We start from the raw sequence: 22752 nt of genomic DNA, 5'->3' as shown, positions 1-22752 counted from the left end.
GGTTTTATGTCACGTTATCGTCCACCACAACCACGTAGTTCGGCTTATATCACCCGCCAGGGCTATGATCGTCTGGATGCTGAACTCGCAGATCTGTGGGTACGACGGCGTGAGGTCACCACAGCGATAACCGCAGCGGCAGCCGAGGGTGATCGTTCTGAGAATGCTGAATATATCTATCGTAAAAAACAACTGTGTGAGATGGATCGACGTATTCGCTATCTACAAAAACGCCTGGATGATTTAACTGTGGTGGATAGTGTGCCCAGCAATGAATCACAGATCTTCTTTGGTGCCTGGGTGGAGCTGGAGGATGAAGAAGGTGAAGTGGTCACTTATCGTATTGTTGGACCCGATGAGTTCGATGTGGAGAAGGGGTGGATTAGTATGGACTCACCCGTCGCTCGTGCCCTGATGAAAAAGTCACTGGATGATGAAGTGGAGGTTATGTTACCCGATGGGGCCTGTCGTTTTATTGTTACGGGGATTGCTTATAAGGAAAGTGATGATAAGAAAACTTGATATAAGTTTTATTTGGCGTATATTGTATAGAAATATTTACATTAATTAGTTAATTTATATATAAAGTAAATAAAAGTTATCCTTATGAATTTTTATTCTATGACCAATAAAGCCATTGCAGAGGCGCTGGGGCAAAGAATTGAGCAACTTCGGCTGGAGCAAAACCGGACTCAGCAACAGATAGCCGATGAGGTGGGTTTATCAAGAGTGAGTTACCGTAAACTGGTAACAGGGCAGGCAAAATTTGAAAATATTATCGCGGTACTTAGGGTGTTGGGTAAGCTCGACCTGGTTGAGCAATTTATACCTGAAGTCACTTTTAGCCCGATGGAACAATTAAAGTTACAGGGAAAAAAAAGGCGGCGTGCAAAATCTGCAACAACATCCAAAAGCAATATAAAGCAGGGTAGTATGAGCGATAAGCTTGTTGATAAAGAACTGGACTGGTAAATGCAAAATCTGGCAGAAGTGCTTTTGTGGGGAGAAAGAGTCGGTGCACTGGTTTATGACCCCGCCTCAAAACTCAGTACCTTCGAATATGCCCCGCAATGGTTAAATAAAGGCGTAGAGATAGCACCATTAAAAATGCCCCTGTCACAACAAAGGTTTCAGTTTCCGGGTTTAAACCCCGCAACCTACAAAGGTTTGCCCGCAGTTTTTGCAGATATTTTGCCGGATGATTTTGGTAATGCTGTTATTGATGTCTGGTTGGCAAGCCAGGGTCGAGACAGTAATGATTTTAATCCGCTAGAACGACTGCTCTACAGCGGTAATCGCGGTATGGGTGCGTTAGAGTTCGCGCCAGCGACTGTGTTGAATAAAAAAAATACACCATCGGCTAATCTGCAACTGCCTTCCCTGGTTAAAATGGCGCAAAAGGTACTCGATCAACGCGTTAGGATTAATCTCGATATTGAGTCTGGATCAGAAGATGAAGAGGCGATGCTGGCCTTGTTACAAATCGGTACCTCAGCAGGGGGTGCCAGAGCCAAGGCCGTCATCGCGGTTAATTCAGACAGAACCGAAATCCGTTCAGGACAGCTAGACGCAGCCGACGGTTTTGAACATTATCTGCTTAAGTTCGATGGTGTTGAAGAACATAAAATTAACAGCGAAACATTCGGTGATCCCCAAGGCTTTGGTCGAATGGAGTATGCCTATTATTTAATGGCAAAAGATGCAGGCATTGATATTTCTCCTTCGGAGTTATTGATAGAAGGTGAACGCGCTCATTTTATGACAAAGCGCTTCGATCGGGCAGGAAACAGAAAGCGTCATGTGCTTTCCTTATGCGCAATGGATCATGCTGATTATAAAAAACCGGGAACCTACAGTTATGAGCAATTATTAGCTGTTACCAGAAAACTACGCTTACCCAGAAAAGATGCCATAGAGATCTATCGGCGTATGATCTTTAATATCGTGGCAAGAAACCATGATGATCATAGCAAAAACAGTAGTTTTATACTCGATACAGCTGAGAGCCAGTGGCGGCTATCACCCGCATTTGATTTGGCCTACAGTTATAAAAAAGACTCCCCCTGGGTGAATTTACATCAGCTATCAGTGACAGGTAAACAAGATAATTTTAATCGGGATGACCTTTTAGCCGTGGGTGATTTAATCGGTAACTTTAAAAAACAGGCTGTTCAAATTATTAATGAAGTGACTTCAGTGGTTTCTAGCTGGGATGCCTACGCCAGCAGAGCCGGGGTGTTCGATGAACTGGCCAATGAAATAAAACAAAATCATCGTCTTGAACTTTAGCGTAATGACGAGTTAATGAGCGGTACTGAAACTGGGATCTTCTCAAACACATTAGCGATGCTCTCCCCATCCCAATAATAAGATAAGTGTGCCCCTTGCCTCATTGAGTATGTTATTACACATGAGTTGTGTCACCTTAAGTATTACGATCACAGTAAAATATTTCATCAATTGCTTGAGAAAACAATGCCTGATTGGGAGAAGCAAAAACATAAGCTTGAGCTGGTGTTGGTATGATTATTCAGGTTATAGTGATTATCTATTCATAGATGCTGTAGGCACGTAATGTCCACTAATAAAACAGTAACCATCGACGGTAATCAGGCAGCTGCCACAATCGCGCACCTGACCAATGAGGTTATCGCGATCTATCCGATCACTCCGGCCTCGCCCATGGGAGAGTGGGCGGATGAATGGTCGGCTCAATCGAGACCTAATTTGTGGGGTTCGGTGCCTGAGATTATTGAGATGCAGAGTGAGGCGGGTGCTGCGGGTGTCATCCATGGTGCCTTGCAGGCAGGGTCGTTGGCAACCACCTTTACTTCCTCTCAGGGCTTGTTGTTGATGATCCCGAATATGTTCAAGATTGCGGGTGAGTTGTCTCCGGTGGTGTTTCATGTCGCTTCGCGTTCGGTGGCGACGCAGGCACTATCAATCTTTGGCGATCATAGTGATGTGATGTGCGCGCGCTCTACGGGTTTTTCCATGCTGGTTTCAAACTCACCGCAGGAGGTGATGGATCTTGCCTTAATTGCGCAGGCGGTGACGCTTAAATCTCGTATTCCTGTGCTGCATTTCTTTGATGGTTTTCGTACCTCGCATGAGATTGCGAAGATCAATGTCGTTGATGAGGCTGTGGTGCGTCAACTGATCGATCAGGACTGTGTTGATGATCATCGTCGACGTGCCTTGTCACCCGAGCATCCGGTGTTGCGTGGTAGTTCTCAAAACCCGGATACCTTTTTCCAGACACGGGAGGCGGTTAATCCTTATTATCAGGCGATGCCGGGTATTGTGCAGCAGGTGATGGATCAGTTTGCTACGTTGACTGGTCGTCACTATCGGCTGTTTGATTATTATGGTGCTGCGGATGCGGAACGAGTGCTGGTGTTGATGGGCTCGGCTGCGGAGACGGTGCAGGAGACCATTGATTATCTGTCGGCGCAGGGTGAGAAGGTGGGGTTGATCAAGGTGCGTCTGTATCGGCCTCTGGATGCACGGGCACTGATACAGACACTACCCTCGACCACTCGATCTATTGCGGTGCTGGATCGTAGCAAGGAACCGGGTGCGGATGGCGAACCCTTGTATAAGGATGTGGTGACGGCCCTGGCTGAGGATGCGATGTCGCCTCAAGCGCGTTTTAATTCATTACCGCGCGTGATTGGCGGGCGTTATGGTCTGTCTTCACGGGAATTTACCCCGGCAATGGTGAAGGCGGTATACCATGAACTTCAACAGGCATTACCCAAAAATCACTTTACTATCGGTATCCATGATGATGTCAGCAATAGCAGTCTAGTATGGGATGAGGCCTTTCGTACTCATGCCAATGATGTAACTTATCAGGCGGTGTTTTACGGTTTAGGCAGTGATGGCACTGTGGGTGCTAACAAGAATAGCATCAAGATTATCGGCGAGACGACGGATCAATATGTGCAGGGCTATTTTGTTTATGACTCAAAGAAGGCGGGTGCGGTAACCATCTCACATCTGCGTTTTGGTGATGCACCGATACATTCGACCTATCTGATCGGGGCGGGTGATGCCAATTTTATTGCCTGTCATCAACCCATCTTTCTCGAACGCTATCCGATGCTGGATTATGCCGCTGAACAGGCGGTATTTTTGTTGAATACGTCAATCCCCGTGGATCAGGTCTGGTCGACCCTGCCGGTGGATATACAGCAACAGATCATTGATAAGCAGATTCGTTTTTATTGTATTGATGCCGATGCGGTTGCTGAATTATCCGGTATGGGTAAACGTATCAATACCATTATGCAGACCTGTTTCTTTGCCATCTCGGGTATTTTCCCTCTGGATCAATCTATTGTTGCTATCAAACAGGCGGTGGAGGAGACCTATGCTAAAAAGGGTAAGCATCTGGTCGAGCTGAATTTCAAGGCGATTGATAAAACACTGCAACATCTGGTTGAGGTTGATGTGTCGGCTCAGTCTGTTCAGGGGCATCATCGTGCTCCTCCCGTTCCAGTGGATGCCCCTGAGTTTGTGCAGCAGTTGACTGGAGAGCTTATTGCCGGCAGAGGGGATGCCTTGCCCGTGAGTCTGTTTCCAGCAGACGGTAGTTATCCTGTGGGTACTGCGGCCTACGAGAAACGTAATCTGGCACTGGAGATACCGGAGCTGGATGCCGAATTATGTACCCAGTGTGGCAAGTGTCCATTGGTGTGTCCGCATGGTGTGATTCGTAGCAAGGCCTTTGATGGTGAGTTGTTGCAAGATGCACCGGAGACCTTCAAGGCGATGCCGATCAAGGGCAAGGATTTTCCTGCCGGGTATTATATGAGTTATCAGGTCTCGGTGGAGGATTGTACCGGCTGTGGACTATGTGTTGATATCTGTCCGATCAAGGATAAGGAAAATCCTGCGCACAAGGCATTGAATATGGTGGACTACACACCTGAACTGCGTACTCAGGAGAATGAAAACTGGGCGTTCTTTCTGTCGTTGCCGGAGTATGATCGTCGTTCGATAAAAACCAATACCATTAAGGGCTCCATGTTGTTGCAACCGCTGTTTGAATTTTCCAGTGCCTGTGAGGGTTGTGGAGAGACACCCTATATCAAGTTGGCGACGCAGCTATTCGGTGATCGTATGGTCGTGGCGAATGCCACGGGTTGTTCCTCCATCTATGGCGGTAATTTACCAACAACACCCTGGACTAAAAATGCAGCGGGCAGGGGCCCTGCCTGGGCGAATTCCCTATTTGAGGATAATGCCGAGTTTGGTCTGGGGATGCGTCTGGCGATTGATCAGCAAAGAGATTATGCCATCGCCTTATTACATCAACTCAGGGCGGAGATTGGTGATGATCGGGTTGAACAGATTCTGCATGCCGATGAGTCTAGTGAAACAGGTATACAGGCGCAGCGAGAGCGCATAATCAGCCTGTGTGAATCCTTGCCGGCGATGCAAACAAATGCTGCACGGGAGTTGTTGGTAGTAGCAGAGAACCTGTGTCGTAAATCGGTATGGATCATCGGGGGTGATGGCTGGGCCTACGATATTGGTTATGGTGGGTTGGATCATGTGCTGGCATCGGGTAAGGATGTCAATATCCTGGTACTGGATACCGAGGTCTATTCTAATACGGGTGGACAGACTTCAAAGGCAACACCACGCGGTGCAGTGGCACGCTTCTCGGCACAGGGTAAGTCGGTGGCAAAGAAAGATCTGGCGCTGATGGCAATGAATTATGGCCATGTCTATGTGGCTCATGTTGCCTATGGTGCCAAGGACGTGCAGACCATTCGTGCCTTTAATGAAGCAGAGGCTTATGCCGGGCCCTCGCTGATTATTGCTTATTCGCCCTGTATTGCACATGGTATTGATCTGAAGGATAACCATCAACATCAACAACTAGCCGTTGATAGTGGGCATTGGCTGTTATTCCGTTATAATCCTGAGCTAGTAGCACAGGGTAAGAACCCTCTGCACATGGATTGTAAAAAGCCCTCGATAGCCTATCGTGAGTTTGCCGAGGTTGAGCAGCGTTTTAATCGTTTGCGGCATACTCATCCAGAGAAAGCAGAACAGTTATTAAAAAAGGTACAAAATGAAGTGTTGCAGCGTTATCATTATTATCAACAACTGAGTGCCATGAATATTGAGAACGAATCTTATTAATCGTTGTCATATTCAAGTGCTTTAATAACTGAACTAGGATAATTACTTATGCGAAATAAAATAATATGGACTGTCATGTTAGCTGGTGTGGTGACTGTGACAGGTTGTGCCAATAATGGGCAGGTGAAGAATCAGCAGGCGGGTGCCGTGATTGGCGGTATCCTGGGTGGTGTGTTGGGTTCCAGGGTAGGTAAAGGGAGTGGGCGTACGGTGGCGATTATTGCCGGGACTATGGCCGGTGGTTATATCGGTGGTTCGGTAGGTAAGTCGATGGATGATACTGATCGTTTAAAGATAGAACATTCCATGGAACAGTCGCGTACAGGAGTACCTACTCGTTGGAATAATCCGGATAGTGGCAATGCTTATACGGTGACACCCACACGCACCTATGAAGAACGTGATGTGGCCTGTCGTGAATATACAGTAGATGCGGTGATTGATGGTCGGACAGAACAGATTTATGGCACTGCCTGTCGTCAGCCGGATGGTAGCTGGAAGGCACAGGATTATTAGGAGTAAATGTTAATGCCACGAATACTATTGTTATTGTTGTCAATGTTGATGTTGTCTGCTTGTCAGGATTCTCTGGTGCGGCCAGAGACGTCCCCTCATTACCGGATCTCAACAGATGCGCAATTGGTGCTACATCGTGCATTGACGATACCCGCCAAAAGTGTTCGAGTCAGGGTGCAGGGCGGCAGGGTTATGAAAATGGGTAGTATTGATATCTATTATCCTTACTGTGAGTTGGAAGTTAATACCCTGTCACAAGAGGATCAACTGATTCAGCCGGATCGTTTTACTATCTACAAAGTGAATCGTGAGGAACAATACTCTTCATTGGATCGCCGACTGGCGGCAATCAATCATGGCGCTGACAATATTTTGGGCTATGTCTCGATTATTGGTTATGCCAATGAGTATTATCTGCGTTCCGTCCGGCAACCGGATGTCACACGTTTGACCTGTTTACACTGGATGGATCCGGGTGATGGTTATTATCCCAGCCTTGCTGAGGTTAAGCAGGCATTGGGGAGTGTCTTTACTCTGGAAGAGTGAGGGTGCTCACCACGCCACAGGTAATTTTGATTGTTGTCAATTCAAGAAGCGACGAAGATTGTAATATATAGATCTGATGATTTCTGTGTGGCACTTTTTTTATTGTGTCCTACCCTTAAAGGAGGTTTATAAAAAACATTAATCTCTCGTAGGGGTATGTCAATATGAAAAACCTGGTTAGTCACTCTCTGATTCTTTTCTTCCTGTTCACGGCACTGTTGTTTTTAAGTGCTTATCAAACGGCTAATGCCGCTTTTATACGAATGAATAATACCTTGGGTGAGGCGGTCGTATACGATGATATGACGGGGCTTTACTGGATGCAGCCGGCTGAGTTTATTGATTTGAATTATTCGGATCAGATGGCAAAAATTGATTACTTTAATTCAATTAATTACTACGGTATATCCGATTGGCAGATGGCGAATTTTGATGAGACCAACAATTTATTTCTTACACTGTGGAATTATTACGCCAGTACCTATCAGTCATTTCTGGATTCTTTTGATGTGACCTATGTCGATCCGGCGTATGCGCATTATGATGGAAGAATATCAAATTCATCAGGTAGCAGTCATTTGAGATACCGCTTCAAGTTGTATCCTAATGGCGCGAGATATAATGCGTATTCCTGGATAAACGATGCTAACCGGTACGTTTCTATTGGTGCTTGGGTTAACTACACCCCTGTGCCTTTGCCTGCGGCTGTATGGCTATTAGTTTTGGGGCTGGTTGGCATGATTGGCTTTGTGTCTGGAAGAAAAAATTAAGCCGGAGTGATTTGATAATGCTACCCAATGTTTTTAATAATGCCTGTCGAAATTTGTCAATCATAATCGTCAGTGTCATCACATTAATATCAGCACCTCCTGTTGAGGCTGTTTTATATAATGTCAGTGCGCCTGCATCAGTTGCTGGTATCGGTTTTACTGGCGTAGTTGATACCACAACGGATATTTTTACTCTGACTTCAGTTACTGATGGGGTGCTTTATCAGGATTTCTGGACCATACCGAGCTCATTGACCATGCCGGCCTATGATTCTTCGGGCGGTTTTTATGATGTCCCTGATAACTGGAATGGAACTATCGACAGTACATGGGGGTTTGTTGGGCCATTACTATCAGCTATTACATTTAATGAAGGGAGTGCTAATGGTGCTTATTCGGACTGGACAACCGGCTGGGGCGCACTGATTAATCCATTAGGAACCTACGTTACATCGCCAACAGAGAGCAATGCTATGTCAAACTGGCCTTATACCTCCACGAATGGCAATGGTTACTGGATTACGCAGCCAGGGCATGGGTTGCTTGCTGTGACGGCTGCTAGTGTGCCTCTACCGGGTAGTGCTATCTTGTTTATTTCCGGTCTATTGGGGATCATTGGTCGGAAAGCCGTATGATGGTGCGTATTTCTCATATTGTTTTTATCAAAAAATAATTGTAAACTCTCCCTTGTAATTGATGGTTCCTTTATTGGATGAAAATGGGAATTCAGACCTACTGTAATTTTGGTAGGCAATCGAAGCTGTCCCCGCAACTGTACGTGGCGAGGCGATAAAAAAGTAGTTAACCACTGGGCATCAGCCTGGGAAGGTTTTTTTACCGCCGTTTGAGTCATTAAGCCAGGAGACCTGCCATCAATGCGTTGTTGTCCGTCTACCGGGGTGTGTTGATGGTATCTGGCTGTTGTCTTCAGTTTAGATTCCCCTTGCATGGAGTAGTTGGCGCGGAAGATCCGTTTAGCAGCGCAGTTTTTAATTAACTGTTTAAACGGAGCATCAATATGCGCAGATTATGTGTAGGTCCCTTATTTCTTTTTTCTTCCTTGCTGGTTGCCGGTGAAACGGCTGTTCCCACGCTTGACCCCATTATTATTACCGCCACCCGTACGGCCCAAACGGCGGATGAATCCCTTGCCTCGGTGACGGTCATCACGCGTAATGATATCGAACGCCAGCAGGCGCAATCGGTGCAGGATTTGTTGCGTGGTGTACCGGGCCTTGCTATGAGCAATAATGGCGGTGCGGGCAAGGCCACCTCGATATTTCTGCGGGGTACAGAATCCGATCATGTACTGGTTATCATTGATGGTATCAAGGTGGGCTCAGCAACCTCGGGTACATTTGCCTTTCAGGATATTCCGGTCGAACAGATCGAACGTATAGAGATTGTGCGTGGGCCCCGTTCCAGTCTGTATGGTTCTGAGGCGATTGGTGGTGTGATTCAGATCTTTACTCGTAAGGGTGATGGTGCGGGTGGATTTAAGCCCTTCTTCAGTGTTGGTGCGGGTAGTTACCAAACCTATAACACCTCGGCTGGGGTCACAGCCAGTAATGACAAGGGCTGGTTTAGTCTTGCGGCTAATGCACAGAATACCGAGGGTTTTAATGCTTGTGCCGGTATCTTGTCAGCAGCTTGTTTTACGGTAGAACCGGATAAGGATGGCTACCGTAATACCTCGACATCTTTACGCGCAGGTTATCGCTTTGATAGTGGGCTGGAGATCGATGCCCATGCACTGCGTTCCAATAGTAATACTGAATTCGATGGTGGCTTTGTTAATGAGTCAACATCGGTACAACAGGTATTAGGTACAACGCTGCGCTACTCTCCAATGGATATATGGCAGTCTTCTCTGGCTATAGGTCGTAGTCGGGATGATTCTGATAATTTCAAGGATGGTGCTTATAAGACACGATTTAACACTGAGCGTGACACTATCTCCTGGCAGAATGATATCTCAATAGGTGGCGGGCAGTTATTGACCCTGGGTGTTGATTATCAGGATGATAAGGTGGATAGTTCAACCGCTTATGTCATAAACTCGCGTGATAACAAAGGCTTTTTTGCTCAATATCAGGGCATGTTTAATGCCCATGATTTACAACTCAGTCTGCGTCGGGATGATAATGAACAGTTTGGTGGTAATACCACGGGTGGTTTAGCCTGGGGTTATGCACTGAATAACGACACCCGTTTGACGGCATCCTATGGTACGGGATTTAAGGCGCCGACCTTTAATGAACTCTATTGGCCGGCTGATCCGGTATGGGGCGGTGGCGGTAATCCTGCATTGCAACCTGAAAAATCACGCAGTCTTGAATTGGGTATCACTGGCAGGGCGAGTCTGGGACGGTGGGCATTGAATGTCTATGAGACCCGCATTAAAAATCTGATCTCAGGCTGGCCACCAGTGAATGTGAATGATGCTCGAATCCGTGGGCTTGAGGCGGTTCTGGGTACACAGCTCATAGGCTGGGATGTGGATGCTAATCTGGGACTGCTGGACACAGAGAACCGTGCGGTTGGGGCTAACTTTGGTAATGTCTTGCCACGGCGTGCCAAACAATCCCTGCGTGTTGATGTTAATCGCCAGTTCGGGCTTTATCGTTTTGGCGCCTCTTTGTTTGCCGAAGGGAAACGCTATGATGATACCGCGAACACGCGTCGATTAGGGGGCTATGCAACACTTGATCTGCGTGCTGAATATCTGTTTGTCAAAGACTGGCGCGTACAGGCAAGAATCGAGAACCTGCTGGATAAGGATTATAATACCGCCGCATTCTATAATCAGCCCGGGCGTGGTCTTTATGTGACTTTGCGTTATCAACCTTGATTGAAGCCGGAGGAGTAGACGATGTTTAATTTAATACGACAGAAAACCGAACTGAGTCGATCCCAAGCCAAACCGAGTCATTCCCGCGTAGGCGGGAATCCACTCTTAATTGCTCTTGCCTTGGTTATTCTGATGGTCATCACACGTGGTCATCACTTTGCCAGTCTGCATGATCTACCTGGGGCATCATGGGCAATATTTTTTCTTGCTGGGGTGTATCTGCGTTCGGCATGGGCACTGGCAGGCTTGTTTGCCTTGACCTGGTTGCTGGATTTTTCAGCCTATGCCTGGGGTGGCGGCAGTCGCTTCTGTTTTAGTCCGGCCTATGTGTTTTTACTACCGGCTTATAGTGCGCTGTGGTTGGCAGGGCATTGGTATGCCCGCCAATATCAGTTTGAATGGCGCACATTGTTACCGTTGGTGATTAGCGTATTGTTGGGTGCCTTTGCTTGTGAAGTGTTTTCCAGTGGAGGCTTTTATTTCTTCTCGGGACGCTTTGCTGAACCAACCCTGGCTGAATTTGGTGTGCGGCTTCTCCGCTATTTTCCAGGTTATCTGCAATCACTTGCCTTCTATGTAGGCATCGCAGCAATGATACAGGGCTTATTTCTTGTGACACGTCATTCCCGCGTAGGCGGGAATCTAATAGGTTAAGGTGATCAGTATGAGTAATAAAGAGCAACGTCATCAGAATCGTATGCAACGCAAAAAGGAAGTGGTGGATGCAGCGATTGAGCAGGCGGATGAGGACAAGGGACTGTTACTGGTGCTGACCGGTAATGGCAAGGGTAAGTCCAGTTCGGCATTTGGTATGGTGGCGCGTGCCCTCGGCCATGGTATGCGCGTCGGTGTGGCGCAGTTTATTAAAGGCTGTAAGGATACCGGTGAAGAGGCGTTTTTTCGTAAGCAACCCGACGTAACATGGCATGTGTTAGGTGAGGGTTTTACCTGGGAAACACAAAACCTGGCGCGTGATATCGAGACCGCACAGCAAGGCTGGGCAGTGGTGCGTTCAATGTTGAATGATGAATCACTGGATCTGATTGTGCTGGATGAGCTAACCTATCCCTTGAAATATGGCTGGTTGGAGATGGATGCAGTATTGGCGGATATTAAAGCCCGCCCATTGATGCAACATCTGGTGGTTACCGGTCGTGCCGCACCCGATGCACTCTGTGATGCAGCTGATACGGTGACTGATCTAGCTGATGTTAAACACGCCTTTCGTGCGGGTATACGCGCACAGGATGGAATTGATAAATGACTACACGGGTGCCACCACAACGTTTTGATGAGGATGAACGGGAGGTGGTTTATCGTGTTATTCGTGAACGCCGGGATATGCGTCACTTTTTGCCAGACCCATTACCAGAGGGTGTGTTAGAACGCATAATCGAGGCATCCCATCTGGCACCCTCGGTGGGTTATATGCAACCCTGGCGTTTCCTGCGAATTACCCGGTCAGGACTGCGGCGTTCGATTCATGCTCTGGTTGAGCAGGAACGTCTGGCAACGGCAGAGGCATTGCCTTCACGCAATGAGGAATTCCTCAAGGTTAAGATAGAAGGTATTCAGGAGTGTGCTGAACTACTGGTCGTTGCATTAATGCCCGAGCGGGAACGGCATATAATCGGACGCAGAACACTGCCGGATATGGATCTTGCCTCGGTCGGTTGTGCGATTCAGAATATGTGGTTGGCGGCGCGTGCAGAGGGTATTGGGTTGGGTTGGGTGTCTTTTTTCGAACCGCAGGCCTTAGCGACTCTGTTGTCCTTGCCGGAGGGTGCGCAGCCGGTGGCTATACTGTGTATTGGACAGGTTGAAAAGTTCTATCCCCGTCCTATGTTTGAAGAAGCCGGTTGGGGGAAACGATTGTCATTGGATGATATCCTGTTTGATGATGAGTGGCCGGATTATGCGGGTGGAACGCCGGTTTCTTATTAGGATGTCGGGTTACGCTGCGCTCAGAGTGCCCTTTGGGTAAACCCAACGAATTAATTTGAGACTCTTTATGCTTACTACGGCCTTATCAGTGATCGTTGCTGTCATTCTTGACTGGCTCCTGGGTGAACCCCGTCGCTTTCATCCACTGGTAGGTTTTGGTTATCTGGCGCAGAGGTTGGAGTCTTGTCTTTACCGTTCATCCCGTTGGCGCGGTGTATGGGCGTTAGCACTCTTGTTGTTACCACTAACAACCCTGACGTGGTGGGTGAGTCAGCAACCCGGTATTATCAGCACCTTTTTTTCGATTGTGGTGCTTTATTTTTCCCTCGGTCACAAGAGTCTGCACGATCATGCGCGACCTATTGCCAGAGCACTACAAAATAATAATGAAGATGCAGCGCGTCGTCTGGTGGCTCGCATGGTGAGTCGTGATTCATCGGCGCTGGATATTACGGCAGCGGCAACCGAGTCGGTGTTGGAGAATGGTAATGACGGGGTGTTCGGTGCCTTGTTCTGGTTTGTTATTGCCGGGGCACCGGGTGCGATGTTGTATCGACTGGCGAATACTATGGATGCGATGTGGGGTTATCGTAATCCGCGTTATCAGGCCTTTGGTTGGGCGGCTGCCCGTTTTGATGATGTGCTGAATCTTGTCCCGGCACGGCTTACAGCAATCACCTATGCGTTATTGGGTAAGACAAGGCAGGCATTTTTTTGTTGGCGTACTCAGGCACCGAGTTGGGACAGCCCTAATGCCGGTCCGGTGATGGCTGCCGGGGCCGGTGCGTTAGGGATCTCGATTGGCGGCCCGGCACGTTATTTGGGGGAGTGGCATCAGCGTCCGGTGTTGGGTATGGGTGGTGCCTCTACGCGTGGTGATATTGAACGTGCCCTGACTCTGGTTCGGCGAGGTGTTGGCTTATGGATTGTTTTGCTCTTGTTGCCTGGTGGTTTTTCTTATGCTTGAACATGGTGGGCGATTAAGGCAAGCGGCGCTGCAATATGACAGACCAATAGATGATTGGCTGGATCTTTCTACCGGTATAAATCCTGATGGCTGGGTAGTGCCTGCTTTACCAGAAGCCGTGTGGTCGAGATTACCAGAGGATAATGATGGTCTGGAACAGGCAGCGCGGGATTATTATGAAACAGATTGTTTGTTGCCAGTAGCCGGTTCGCAGGCGGCAATACAGATGCTACCGAGGCTACGCTCGAGGGGTCGGGTGGGTGTGCTTGCGCCGGGTTATGCCGAACACGCCCACGCCTGGCAGCGTGCCGGGCATGAAGTGGTCGAGGTATCAGCAACATCTGTGGATGAGTTAATTGACCAACTGGATGTACTGGTGTTGATTAATCCCAATAATCCCACGGGTGTGTTTTTTTTACCGGATCATTTACTACAATGGCATGAGCAACTGCTTCAACGTGGTGGCTGGTTGGTGGTGGATGAGGCATTTATGGATGTGACTCCTGAATATAGTCTGACACGCTATAGTCCGCGTACGGGTCTGATTGTATTGCGTTCACTGGGTAAGTTTTTTGGTCTGGCAGGGGCACGCGTGGGTTTTGTCTGTGCGGCGCTGGAACTATTGGATCAAATCCGGGATTTATTGGGCCCCTGGATGGTTAGTGCCCCTGCTCGCTGGGTAGCACATACGGCACTGAGGGATGGTATCTGGCAGGAAGAGACGCGTTGGTATCTACGTCAGCAGGGTATCCGTTTGCACTCACTACTGATAAGGCATGGGTGGAATGTTGAAGGCGACTGTGCCTTGTTTCAGTGGAGCAAAACGGTGCAGGCGGAGACTATTAAACAGCAATTAGCACAGCAGGGTATCCTCATTCGTGTATTTGATGAACCGGCATCGCTGCGCCTTGGCCTGCCGGGTGAAGAGCAGGGTTGGCTGCGTCTGGATGGCGTATTAACAGGGCTTCAGTTATGACAACAACCTTGATGGTTCAAGGTGCCACCTCGGATGCTGGCAAGAGTCTGTTGGTTACAGCCTTGTGTCGTTGCCTATCTCGGCAGGGTGTTCGCGTCGCACCCTTTAAGCCACAGAACATGGCATTGAATAGTGCGGTTACGGTGGATGGCGGAGAGATTGGTCGTGCGCAGGCAGTGCAGGCACTCGCCTGTGGTTTGCCAGCACATACGGATATGAATCCGGTATTACTGAAACCCAATACCGATGTCGGTGCGCAGGTGATTATTCAGGGTCATGCAATAGGTAATATGGATGCAGAACATTATCATGAGTACAAGGCAACGGCGCGTGCGGCGGTGCTGGAATCTCATCAACGTCTCTGTCAGGATTATGATGTCATTATTGTGGAAGGTGCGGGTTCACCTGCCGAGATCAATCTGCGTGACAATGATATTGCCAATATGGGCTTTGCTGAGGCGGTGGATTGTCCGGTGATCTTGATCGCGGACATTGATCGTGGTGGTGTGTTTGCTCATATCGTGGGCACACTGGAATTGTTATCTGAGACAGAACGTGCACGGGTTAAGGGTTTTGTGATTAATCGTTTTCGAGGTGATATTGCCTTATTGCAATCGGGTCTTGACTGGTTGGAGGACTATACCGGGAAGCCGGTGCTGGGTGTACTGCCTTATCTACACGGTCTGCATCTGGAGGCAGAGGATGCGATTCAGTCTGATCAGGTCGTCAAGGCGGGTGAGTTGTTGCGTGTAGTGGTGCCGGTATTACCACGCATCAGTAATCATACCGATTTTGATCCGTTGCGCTTGCACCCGCAGGTGGATCTACACTTTGTTGCACCGGATGAAGTGCCACCGGTTGCGGATCTAATTATTCTGCCGGGTTCCAAAAATGTATGTAGTGATTTGCTCTGGCTGCGTGAGCAGGGTTGGGATGCTGTAATACAACGGCATCTCCGTTACGGCGGTAAACTCATGGGTATCTGTGGTGGCTTTCAGATGTTGGGTCAGTGGATTCATGATGCGGATGGCATTGAGGGAATGCCGGGTAGTGTGGAGGGCTTGGGTTTATTGGATATGGAGACTCGGCTTGAGTCAGGTAAGCGACTACGTAATGTGCAAGGACGGCTATTGATGGGTGATGTTAGTATTCATGGTTATGAGATTCATGCTGGGGTGACGCAGGGTGTCGCTCTTGCCCGACCTGTGATTAATCTTGAACACGGTGTGGATGGTGCTATGAGTGAGGATGACAATATTCTTGGCACCTATCTGCATGGCCTGTTTGAGTCGGCTGCGGCTTGTGATGCATTGTTGGCCTGGGCAGGATTGCAGGTGACACAGGCATATGATTATGTGGCATTGCGTGAGGCGGCGATTGAGCGGGTTGCAGATATGGTTGAGGATTGTGTTGATATGGGCTTGTTGGAGTAAATATGCCTGGTTAATTCGAGACAGAAATCGCTCTTCTCTAACAGAGACACGCCGTGAATACATCCATGTAGGCTCGATGCCCGCATCCCTGCGGGCAACGGTCTCTGTTAGAGAAGAGCAATTCCTGTCTCTTGCAGGTAAAGGGACAGTTATTTATGGTTACCCACCAAGCCGGGGACAGCGCCGTTTTTTGGCTCTGTCCCCTTAAGCACATACCACAGAGCTGTGGTAGAAAGAGAATAGGTTGGATGCGCGGTGCGCACCCTACCGTTTAATTTGTTGGTTGGATTGTTTGAATAGAGAATGGTGGTATGAAAAATCTAATCCTTGGTGGTGTTCGTTCCGGTAAGAGTCGTCTGGCTGAAAGGTTGGCGAGTGAAGGTCATCTTGCAGTGACCTATATTGCAACAGCGACTGCGGATGATGACGAGATGCGTGAACGTATTACCAGTCATCGTAATCATCGCCCTGCTCACTGGCAGTTAATTGAAGAACCTTTACATCTGGCAGCGGTGTTGCATGCGCAGGCTCGAGTTGACCATTGTATACTGGTTGATTGTTTAACCTTGTGGCTGACTAATCTATTGATGGCTGAAGATGAAGCTCAGTTTGAACATGAACGTGCGAACCTGTTGTTGGTGTTGGCTACGTTACCCGGTGAGATTATCCTGGTTAGTAATGAAACGAATATGGGAGTGATGCCAATGGGTGAATTAAGTCGTCGTTATTGTGATGAGGCGGGTCGTCTGCATCAGGATATTGCTCAGTGTTGTGAGCGGGTGATACTAACGGTTGCAGGTTTACCTCATCTATTAAAAGGAGAATTACTTTGACTCAAACTGTGGAATGGTTACAGACCTCGGTTGTTGCGTCTGATCGTCGTGTATTGCAGGCGGCGGAGTTGCGTCAGGCAAGTCTGACCAAGCCACCGGGTGCGCTGGGTCGGTTGGAAGAGGTGGCGATTCGTCTGGCGGCAATGCAGGGTAAGGAACGTCCTGTTGTTGATTCGGTTTATATTGTGGTATTTGCGGCGGATCATGGTGTCTGTGCCGAGAACATATCGGCCTTCCCACAGGCAGTGACGACGGAGATGGTGAAGAACTTTGCTCGTGGCGGTGCGGCTATTAGTGTATTGGCGCGTGAGTTGGATGCGGAGTTGGAGGTAGTAAATCTGGGTACGGTCAATGATCCGGGTGTATTGGCCGGGGTATTAAATCTTCAGTTAGGTGCGGGCACGGCTAATTTTTGTGAACAGGCGGCGATGACGGGGTTGCAACTTGAACAGGCGCTGGATGCCGGGCGGCAGGCCGTTGAACGTGCACGGCAGGCGGGTAGCCAACTCTTTATCGGTGGTGAGATGGGGATTGGTAATACAACCAGTGCGGCGGCATTGGCATGTGCGCTGCTGGATGCGACACCGACACAACTGGCCGGCCCCGGCACAGGTCTGGATGCTGAAGGCGTGAGGCATAAGGTTGAGGTTATTCAGCGGGCACTGAATGGACATTGCCCCCAGCATTCGGCATTAGAATATCTACGTTGTCTGGGAGGTTTTGAGATCGCGGCACTGGCTGGAGCCTATGTTGCTTGTGCTCAGGCGGGTCTACCGGTATTGGTTGATGGTTTTATTAGTTCAGTCGCTGCACTCACTGCGACCCGGCTTTGTTCGGGACTCGAAGACTGGCTGTTGTTCTCTCATGCCTCGGCGGAGCCAGGTCATCAAATTGTATTGGATGCATTAGCGGCACAACCCCTGCTGGATTTCTCTATGCGTTTGGGCGAGGGTAGTGGTGCAGCGGTTGCGGTGCCAATGTTACGCCTTGCCTGTGCCCTGCATAACGGGATGGCAACCTTTGCTGAGGCGGGTGTGTCGGAGCAGGATGCGTGAGCTGGAAGGGTCTACAGTTTAGCTTATTGCGTCATGGGGAGACAGACGGCGGTGCACGTTTTTGTGGTAGCACGGATGTGGCATTGACGGATAAGGGTTGGCAACAGATGAAGGTGAGTATGAATGATGTCTCCCCTGGTTGGGATAGAATCATTAGTTCACCATTAAAACGCTGTGCCGCCTTTGCGCGATATTTTGCGCAACAATATGCTATCCCCCTCAGTTTTGATGAACGCATCAAAGAGATGCACTTTGGTATATGGGAGGGACGTAGTGCAGAGGAATTGATGGCTGAGGACGCTGATGGGTTAACACGGTTTTGGCAAGATCCTGATCGATACCCACCACAAGAGGCTGAACGCCTGAGCAGTTTTCAGGCGCGTGTGCTGGCAGCGTGGAATGGTTTTATTGAGAGCTATGGTGAACAAAGAATATTGTTGGTAACCCATGGTGGTGTGATCCGTGTGCTACTTTGTCACTTGCAGGAGAAGCCAATCAAGCAACTACTGGAGATTGAGGTTAAGCATGGATCTCTGCATATTTTAAATTCAAGGGGTCAGAGCTCTTGAAACATTTCAAGAGCTCTGACCCCTTGAATTTTCTTGTTGCCTTGCAGTTTCTTACCATTGTGCCGGTCTCACTCAAGCAGGTGCCGGATGAGCAGGTGATGGGGTATTCTGTGCTTTATTATCCAGTGGTGGGCCTGTTAATAGGTTTGCTTCTGGCGGCATTGGCATGGCTGCTTAATGGGATGCCCGTGAGTCTACAAGCAGCTTTGGTACTGGTCTGTTGGGTGGGTCTGACCGGAGGGCTTCATCTTGATGGTCTGGCGGATAGTGCCGATGCCTGGGTGGGTGGTCTGGGTGATCGTGAACGCACACTGGCAATCATGAAAGACCCTTGTTGTGGCCCGGCCGCTGTGGTGAGTCTGGTGCTGTTATTGTTGCTTAAGTTTGCGGCATTGGAATACCTTATTACGGTACAGGCTTGGGAGGTGCTGGTGCTGGCACCTGTGCTGGGTCGTAGCAGTTTAATATTACTGTTCTTAACAACACCCTATGTTCGCCCCGATGGACTGGGTAGCTTACTGGCGAATCATCTGCCACGTCGTGCTGGTATTATTGTTATTGTGCTGGTCTTGCTAGCAATGCTATTTTTCATAGGTATGGTGACATTGTGGTGGATGCTTGTCGTAGCGGGGATGTTTTTGATATTGCGTGGTTTGATGTTGCGACGTATTGGGGGTATGACGGGGGATACAGCGGGGGCATTGCTGGAGGTTATAGAGATGATTGTATTGTTGGTTGTTATTGGCCAATAATAACGCTTGCTAAACCATAGAGTGATACTATACTGTCACTCTATGAAAGTTGAACTTGTAACCACACTTAAACGTCAAGCGACTAAAATTCTTGCTGAGCTGCATGCATCAAAGGAACCCGTGTTAATAACGGAACACGGTCAACCCTCTGCTTACTTAGTCGATGTCAATGATTACGAGCTTACACAAAATCGTATGCTTATTCTGGAAGGTATTGCTCGTGGTGAAGCTGCAGTATTAGACGGTCGTACATTAACCCAGATAGAAGCGAAAGAAAAAATGAGCAAATGGCTCAAGTAATCTGGACAGAGCCTGCATTACAAGATTTAAATGATATTGCTGAATACATAGCTCTGGATAAAATTAGTGCGGCTAATAAATTTGTACAAAAGGTCTTTTCAAGCGTAGATCGTCTTGAACAATCTCCAGAGTCAGGTCGCAAACCACCCGAAATCAATAACTCACGTTATCTGGAAATTATTGTTAATCCCTGTCGTATATTTTATCGCATTGAAAAGGATAAAGTGTTTATGCTTTATGTTATGCGCAGTGAAAGAAAACTTAGAAATTACTTATTGGATGAACGTGCAAATGAAAGCAGTAATAGCTTACTGTAATCAGTGTTTCCTTCCCGTAAAGCTATCGGGATGTGTGTTGTTTTGGCTATGAAACAACCCATTGCTGGGATATTGATGTTGGTTGTTTTGTCATTTCCTGCGATAGGTGTAGCAGGTAATATAACTGTGAACAGGGTGCTGTCTCTAGGCCTATGTACGGACTGGTTATTGGCGCACTATGCCGATCGAAAACAGGTTTTGGCATTGTCACCCTTGATTAAAAAATATCCGGGGCGATGGTCGAGTCTGGACTGGCCGGTGCATGATGGGAGCCTGGAACAGATCCTGACGCTGCAACCGGATCTGGTATTGGCGAGTGAATATGCGGGCTCGTTATTGCGTCAACGGTTGAAGAGCCTGGGTATTCGTGTTGAGGTGTTAAACCTGCCGCATAACCTGGATCAGATGGCGGCCTATGAACAACGTTTTCTTGCACTGTTGGGTCTGCCTGTGAACCATGCCAGTGTTGCGCCTGTCGAGGTGGAGGCGGGAGAGAATGCCCCGAGCCTGTTATTATTAGGTGCTAATGGTATTGGTACCGGGCGCAATACCTTTGAAGATGGCATCATTGAACATGCAGGCTGGCGTAATTATCTCGCTGAGGAGCAGTATACTCATCTTGATCTGGAACAGATTATCAGGCAACCGCCGGATGCGGTATTGTGGGCAGTGCCGACCTCGGCTGCGCGAGCCTATTATTTTTCCGAGCACCCTGCCTTGCAACAAGTGATTCCAGCGCATCACTGGTTGACCACGGATGCCTGGCGTTGGCGTTGTCCTGGCCCCTGGACATGGAAGTTGGTTGAGCAACTACAACAATGATGAATCCTCGCACACTTAATCTATTCCTTTTTTTATTGTTGTTATGGGTGGCCTGGTATTCCCTGGGCACAGGTTCATCGCCAGTCTCGGTGAGTAGCGGTCTATGGGATTGGTGGTCGGCTAGTGGTAGTAATGAGGCGTTGATCATTGGTGAGATTCGTCTGCCACGCACCTTGTTGGCCTTGATGGTGGGTGCGGCACTGGGTTTGAGTGGAGCTGCATTACAAGGTTTGTTGCGTAATCCTTTGGCTGATCCCGGTCTGGTGGGCGCGAGTCAGGGCGCGGCGCTGGGTGCGGCTTTAGTGTTTTACTTTGGTTTTTTCTCAGCATTGGGTGCTCTGGCAACGGCAGTGGCAGGTCTGTTGGGTGCGGTCATTGCCCTGTTATTAATGTTGATGCTGGCGGGTTCGGGTCGTCCGGCATTAGTGATTCTCGCTGGGTTGGCGATTTCTACTCTGGCAGGTGCGGCATTGGCTGTGGTGCTGAACTATGCGCCGAACCCTTATGCGATGCAGGAACTGGTGTTCTGGTTGTTGGGTTCGGTGTCGAATCGGGGTATGGATAGTCTGACTATCTTGTTTCCTGCGCTGGTGATTGGTAGTGTGTTGATCTGGCGGCAGCGGCATCTATTGGCCGCATTGAGTCTGGGTGAACAGGTGGCAGAGAGTATGGGGTTGTCGGTAGCAAGAGGTAGTCGTCTCACGGTATTGGGTGCGGCCTGTCTAGTGGGTGCGGCAGTATCGGTGGCAGGTAATATTGGTTTTGTTGGTCTGTTGGTGCCACATATTGTGCGACCCTGGGTCGGGCATCGCCCGGATCATCTGTTGATTCCATCCATGTTGTCGGGGGCTATTCTGGTCTGTGTGGCGGATATCATTGTGCGTCTATTACCACCAGGGCAGGAGCTTAAACTGGGTGTGCTGACCTCTCTGATTGGCGCGCCTCTGTTTATTTGGCTGGTATGGAAGGAGCGTCGACAATGGCTCTGATAGCCGTTAATCAACTCACGGTTGATCAGCGGGTAAAAAAGGTCTCCTTCAGCCTGCACACGGGTGAGGTGTTGGGCTTGATCGGTCCTAATGGTGCGGGTAAATCAACCCTGCTTAATGCTCTTGCCGGATTGGAGACGTTTACCGGCGAGGTGTTGATTAATGGGCAGGTATTTGATCATATCCCGGATCGACAACGTGCGCGTATCGTGGGTCTGCAACCACAATCGGTGAGTAGTGCCTGGTCGATGTGTGTGGAGGATGTGGTGGCATTGGGACGTATGGCCTGGGGCGATCATGACGAATCGGTTGTGCAACAGGCGATGTCGCGTGCCGGGGTTAGTGAGTTTGCTACACGTAACATCCATCATCTCTCGGGCGGTGAGCGTGCCAGGGTCTGGTTGGCGCGAGTGTTTGCCGGGCAGCCACAGGCATTGTTATCGGATGAGCCGGTTGCCAGTCTGGATATTCATTATCAACTTGCAGTGATGGATGTATTGAAGCAGTATGCCGGGGAAGGGCATGGCGTGATGATCGCGTTGCATGATCTGGGTCTTGCGGCACGTTATTGTGATCGTTTGTGTTTGCTGCATGAGGGTGTTTTGATTGCTGAGGGTACACCGCGAGAGGTGTTGACGGAAGAACGTTTGATGTCGGCCTATAGTGTTGCGGTTGAGGTGGATCTGGATCGGCAGCCACCGATTGTGTTACCGCGGTAGGGTGCGTATTACGCACCATTGAAGGGATGGTGTATTGAAGTAGTAATTTTGGTGCGCGGTGCGCACCCTACGGTGTGTTGGATATGTATCAGGGTAGGGTGCGTATTACGCACCTGGATCGGCAGCCACCGATTGTGTTACCGCGGTAGGGTGATGAGATGGTCTCCTCCCCCCTTTAATACGGCGTCGTAATGCGCCATGATGGAAGTTCAACATACCATCAACATAAAGAAA

26 protein-coding genes and 1 riboswitch are annotated in these 22752 nt (G+C 48.9%); all 26 genes read left to right on the top strand.

The window, feature by feature from the left end; translation table 11 throughout:
- The first annotated feature begins 6 nt into the window (after positions 1-6).
- The 26 genes from greB (at position 7) to GXP22_06330 (ending at position 22518) form a co-directional block, all read left to right on the top strand.
- Entirely contained in the window at positions 7-522 is a 516-nt protein-coding gene (gene greB / locus GXP22_06455) for a transcription elongation factor GreB (GenBank protein NOX09115.1), read from the top strand.
- A gap of 84 nt (positions 523-606) precedes the next feature.
- Positions 607-972, top strand: a complete 366-nt coding sequence (locus GXP22_06450) for a helix-turn-helix transcriptional regulator (GenBank protein ID NOX09114.1) — start codon at positions 607-609, stop codon at positions 970-972.
- Positions 973-2289, top strand: a complete 1317-nt coding sequence (locus tag GXP22_06445) for a type II toxin-antitoxin system HipA family toxin (protein ID NOX09113.1) — start codon at positions 973-975, stop codon at positions 2287-2289.
- A 102-nt stretch (positions 2290-2391) separates the two neighbouring features.
- Positions 2392-2526, top strand: a complete 135-nt coding sequence (locus tag GXP22_06440; protein NOX09112.1) for a M48 family metallopeptidase — start codon at positions 2392-2394, stop codon at positions 2524-2526.
- Positions 2527-2574: 48 nt separating this feature from the next.
- The gene (gene nifJ / locus GXP22_06435) at positions 2575-6159 is read left to right on the top strand and encodes a pyruvate:ferredoxin (flavodoxin) oxidoreductase (GenBank protein NOX09111.1); all 3585 of its coding nucleotides are present in this window, start codon (positions 2575-2577) and stop codon (positions 6157-6159) included.
- Between the two features lie 48 nt (positions 6160-6207).
- The gene (locus tag GXP22_06430; protein ID NOX09110.1) at positions 6208-6675 is read left to right on the top strand and encodes a glycine zipper 2TM domain-containing protein; all 468 of its coding nucleotides are present in this window, start codon (positions 6208-6210) and stop codon (positions 6673-6675) included.
- 12 nt (positions 6676-6687) lie between these two features.
- On the top strand, positions 6688-7221 hold the full coding sequence (locus GXP22_06425; protein ID NOX09109.1) for a hypothetical protein: 534 nt from the start codon (positions 6688-6690) through the stop codon (positions 7219-7221).
- A gap of 164 nt (positions 7222-7385) precedes the next feature.
- A complete protein-coding gene (locus tag GXP22_06420; GenBank protein ID NOX09108.1) occupies positions 7386-7991 on the top strand; it encodes a hypothetical protein in 606 nt (201 codons plus the stop codon).
- A 17-nt stretch (positions 7992-8008) separates the two neighbouring features.
- Positions 8009-8626, top strand: a complete 618-nt coding sequence (locus GXP22_06415) for a hypothetical protein (GenBank protein ID NOX09107.1) — start codon at positions 8009-8011, stop codon at positions 8624-8626.
- A gap of 45 nt (positions 8627-8671) precedes the next feature.
- A riboswitch (cobalamin riboswitch) is annotated at positions 8672-8880 on the top strand.
- A gap of 129 nt (positions 8881-9009) precedes the next feature.
- Positions 9010-10842: a TonB-dependent vitamin B12 receptor gene (gene btuB / locus GXP22_06410; GenBank protein ID NOX09106.1), complete on the top strand. Its 1833-nt coding sequence runs from the start codon at positions 9010-9012 to the stop codon at positions 10840-10842.
- A gap of 132 nt (positions 10843-10974) precedes the next feature.
- Positions 10975-11496 carry a hypothetical protein gene (locus tag GXP22_06405; GenBank protein ID NOX09105.1) on the top strand — a complete coding sequence of 174 codons (522 nt, stop codon included), beginning with the start codon at positions 10975-10977 and terminating at the stop codon, positions 11494-11496.
- Positions 11497-11506: 10 nt separating this feature from the next.
- A complete protein-coding gene (cobO, locus tag GXP22_06400) occupies positions 11507-12106 on the top strand; it encodes a cob(I)yrinic acid a,c-diamide adenosyltransferase (GenBank protein ID NOX09104.1) in 600 nt (199 codons plus the stop codon).
- A complete protein-coding gene (gene bluB / locus GXP22_06395; GenBank protein NOX09103.1) occupies positions 12103-12786 on the top strand; it encodes a 5,6-dimethylbenzimidazole synthase in 684 nt (227 codons plus the stop codon). The genes cobO and bluB overlap by 4 nt, the downstream gene beginning before the upstream one ends.
- 67 nt (positions 12787-12853) lie before the next feature.
- A complete protein-coding gene (locus tag GXP22_06390; GenBank protein ID NOX09102.1) occupies positions 12854-13753 on the top strand; it encodes a cobalamin biosynthesis protein in 900 nt (299 codons plus the stop codon).
- On the top strand, positions 13746-14729 hold the full coding sequence (locus GXP22_06385) for a threonine-phosphate decarboxylase (protein ID NOX09101.1): 984 nt from the start codon (positions 13746-13748) through the stop codon (positions 14727-14729). The genes GXP22_06390 and GXP22_06385 overlap by 8 nt, the downstream gene beginning before the upstream one ends.
- Positions 14730-14740: 11 nt before the next feature.
- Positions 14741-16162, top strand: a complete 1422-nt coding sequence (locus GXP22_06380; GenBank protein ID NOX09100.1) for a cobyric acid synthase — start codon at positions 14741-14743, stop codon at positions 16160-16162.
- The gene (locus tag GXP22_06375) at positions 16137-16370 is read left to right on the top strand and encodes a hypothetical protein (GenBank protein NOX09099.1); all 234 of its coding nucleotides are present in this window, start codon (positions 16137-16139) and stop codon (positions 16368-16370) included. Before GXP22_06380 ends, GXP22_06375 begins: the two co-directional genes overlap by 26 nt.
- A 103-nt stretch (positions 16371-16473) precedes the next feature.
- Positions 16474-16995 (top strand): bifunctional adenosylcobinamide kinase/adenosylcobinamide-phosphate guanylyltransferase, encoded by a 522-nt coding sequence (gene cobU, locus GXP22_06370; protein NOX09098.1) that lies wholly within the window; start codon positions 16474-16476, stop codon positions 16993-16995.
- Positions 16992-18050 carry a nicotinate-nucleotide--dimethylbenzimidazole phosphoribosyltransferase gene (cobT, locus tag GXP22_06365; protein NOX09097.1) on the top strand — a complete coding sequence of 353 codons (1059 nt, stop codon included), beginning with the start codon at positions 16992-16994 and terminating at the stop codon, positions 18048-18050. The genes cobU and cobT overlap by 4 nt, the downstream gene beginning before the upstream one ends.
- Positions 18047-18619 (top strand): alpha-ribazole phosphatase family protein, encoded by a 573-nt coding sequence (locus GXP22_06360; GenBank protein ID NOX09096.1) that lies wholly within the window; start codon positions 18047-18049, stop codon positions 18617-18619. The genes cobT and GXP22_06360 overlap by 4 nt, the downstream gene beginning before the upstream one ends.
- Positions 18620-18642: 23 nt before the next feature.
- Positions 18643-19371 (top strand): adenosylcobinamide-GDP ribazoletransferase, encoded by a 729-nt coding sequence (locus GXP22_06355; GenBank protein ID NOX09095.1) that lies wholly within the window; start codon positions 18643-18645, stop codon positions 19369-19371.
- A 42-nt stretch (positions 19372-19413) separates the two neighbouring features.
- Complete coding sequence (locus GXP22_06350; GenBank protein NOX09094.1) at positions 19414-19671, top strand: type II toxin-antitoxin system Phd/YefM family antitoxin; 258 nt, start codon at positions 19414-19416, stop codon at positions 19669-19671.
- On the top strand, positions 19659-19988 hold the full coding sequence (locus tag GXP22_06345; GenBank protein ID NOX09093.1) for a type II toxin-antitoxin system RelE/ParE family toxin: 330 nt from the start codon (positions 19659-19661) through the stop codon (positions 19986-19988). Before GXP22_06350 ends, GXP22_06345 begins: the two co-directional genes overlap by 13 nt.
- A 48-nt stretch (positions 19989-20036) precedes the next feature.
- Positions 20037-20810 (top strand): ABC transporter substrate-binding protein, encoded by a 774-nt coding sequence (locus GXP22_06340; protein ID NOX09092.1) that lies wholly within the window; start codon positions 20037-20039, stop codon positions 20808-20810.
- Positions 20807-21799 carry an iron ABC transporter permease gene (locus GXP22_06335; GenBank protein ID NOX09091.1) on the top strand — a complete coding sequence of 331 codons (993 nt, stop codon included), beginning with the start codon at positions 20807-20809 and terminating at the stop codon, positions 21797-21799. Before GXP22_06340 ends, GXP22_06335 begins: the two co-directional genes overlap by 4 nt.
- A complete protein-coding gene (locus GXP22_06330) occupies positions 21790-22518 on the top strand; it encodes an ABC transporter ATP-binding protein (protein NOX09090.1) in 729 nt (242 codons plus the stop codon). Before GXP22_06335 ends, GXP22_06330 begins: the two co-directional genes overlap by 10 nt.
- Positions 22519-22752: the final 234 nt, after the last annotated feature.

The organism is Gammaproteobacteria bacterium (assembly GCA_013151035.1).
Classification (GTDB): Bacteria; Pseudomonadota; Gammaproteobacteria; order JAADJB01; family JAADJB01; genus JAADJB01.
This window is presented reverse-complemented; position numbering and strand designations above follow the sequence as displayed.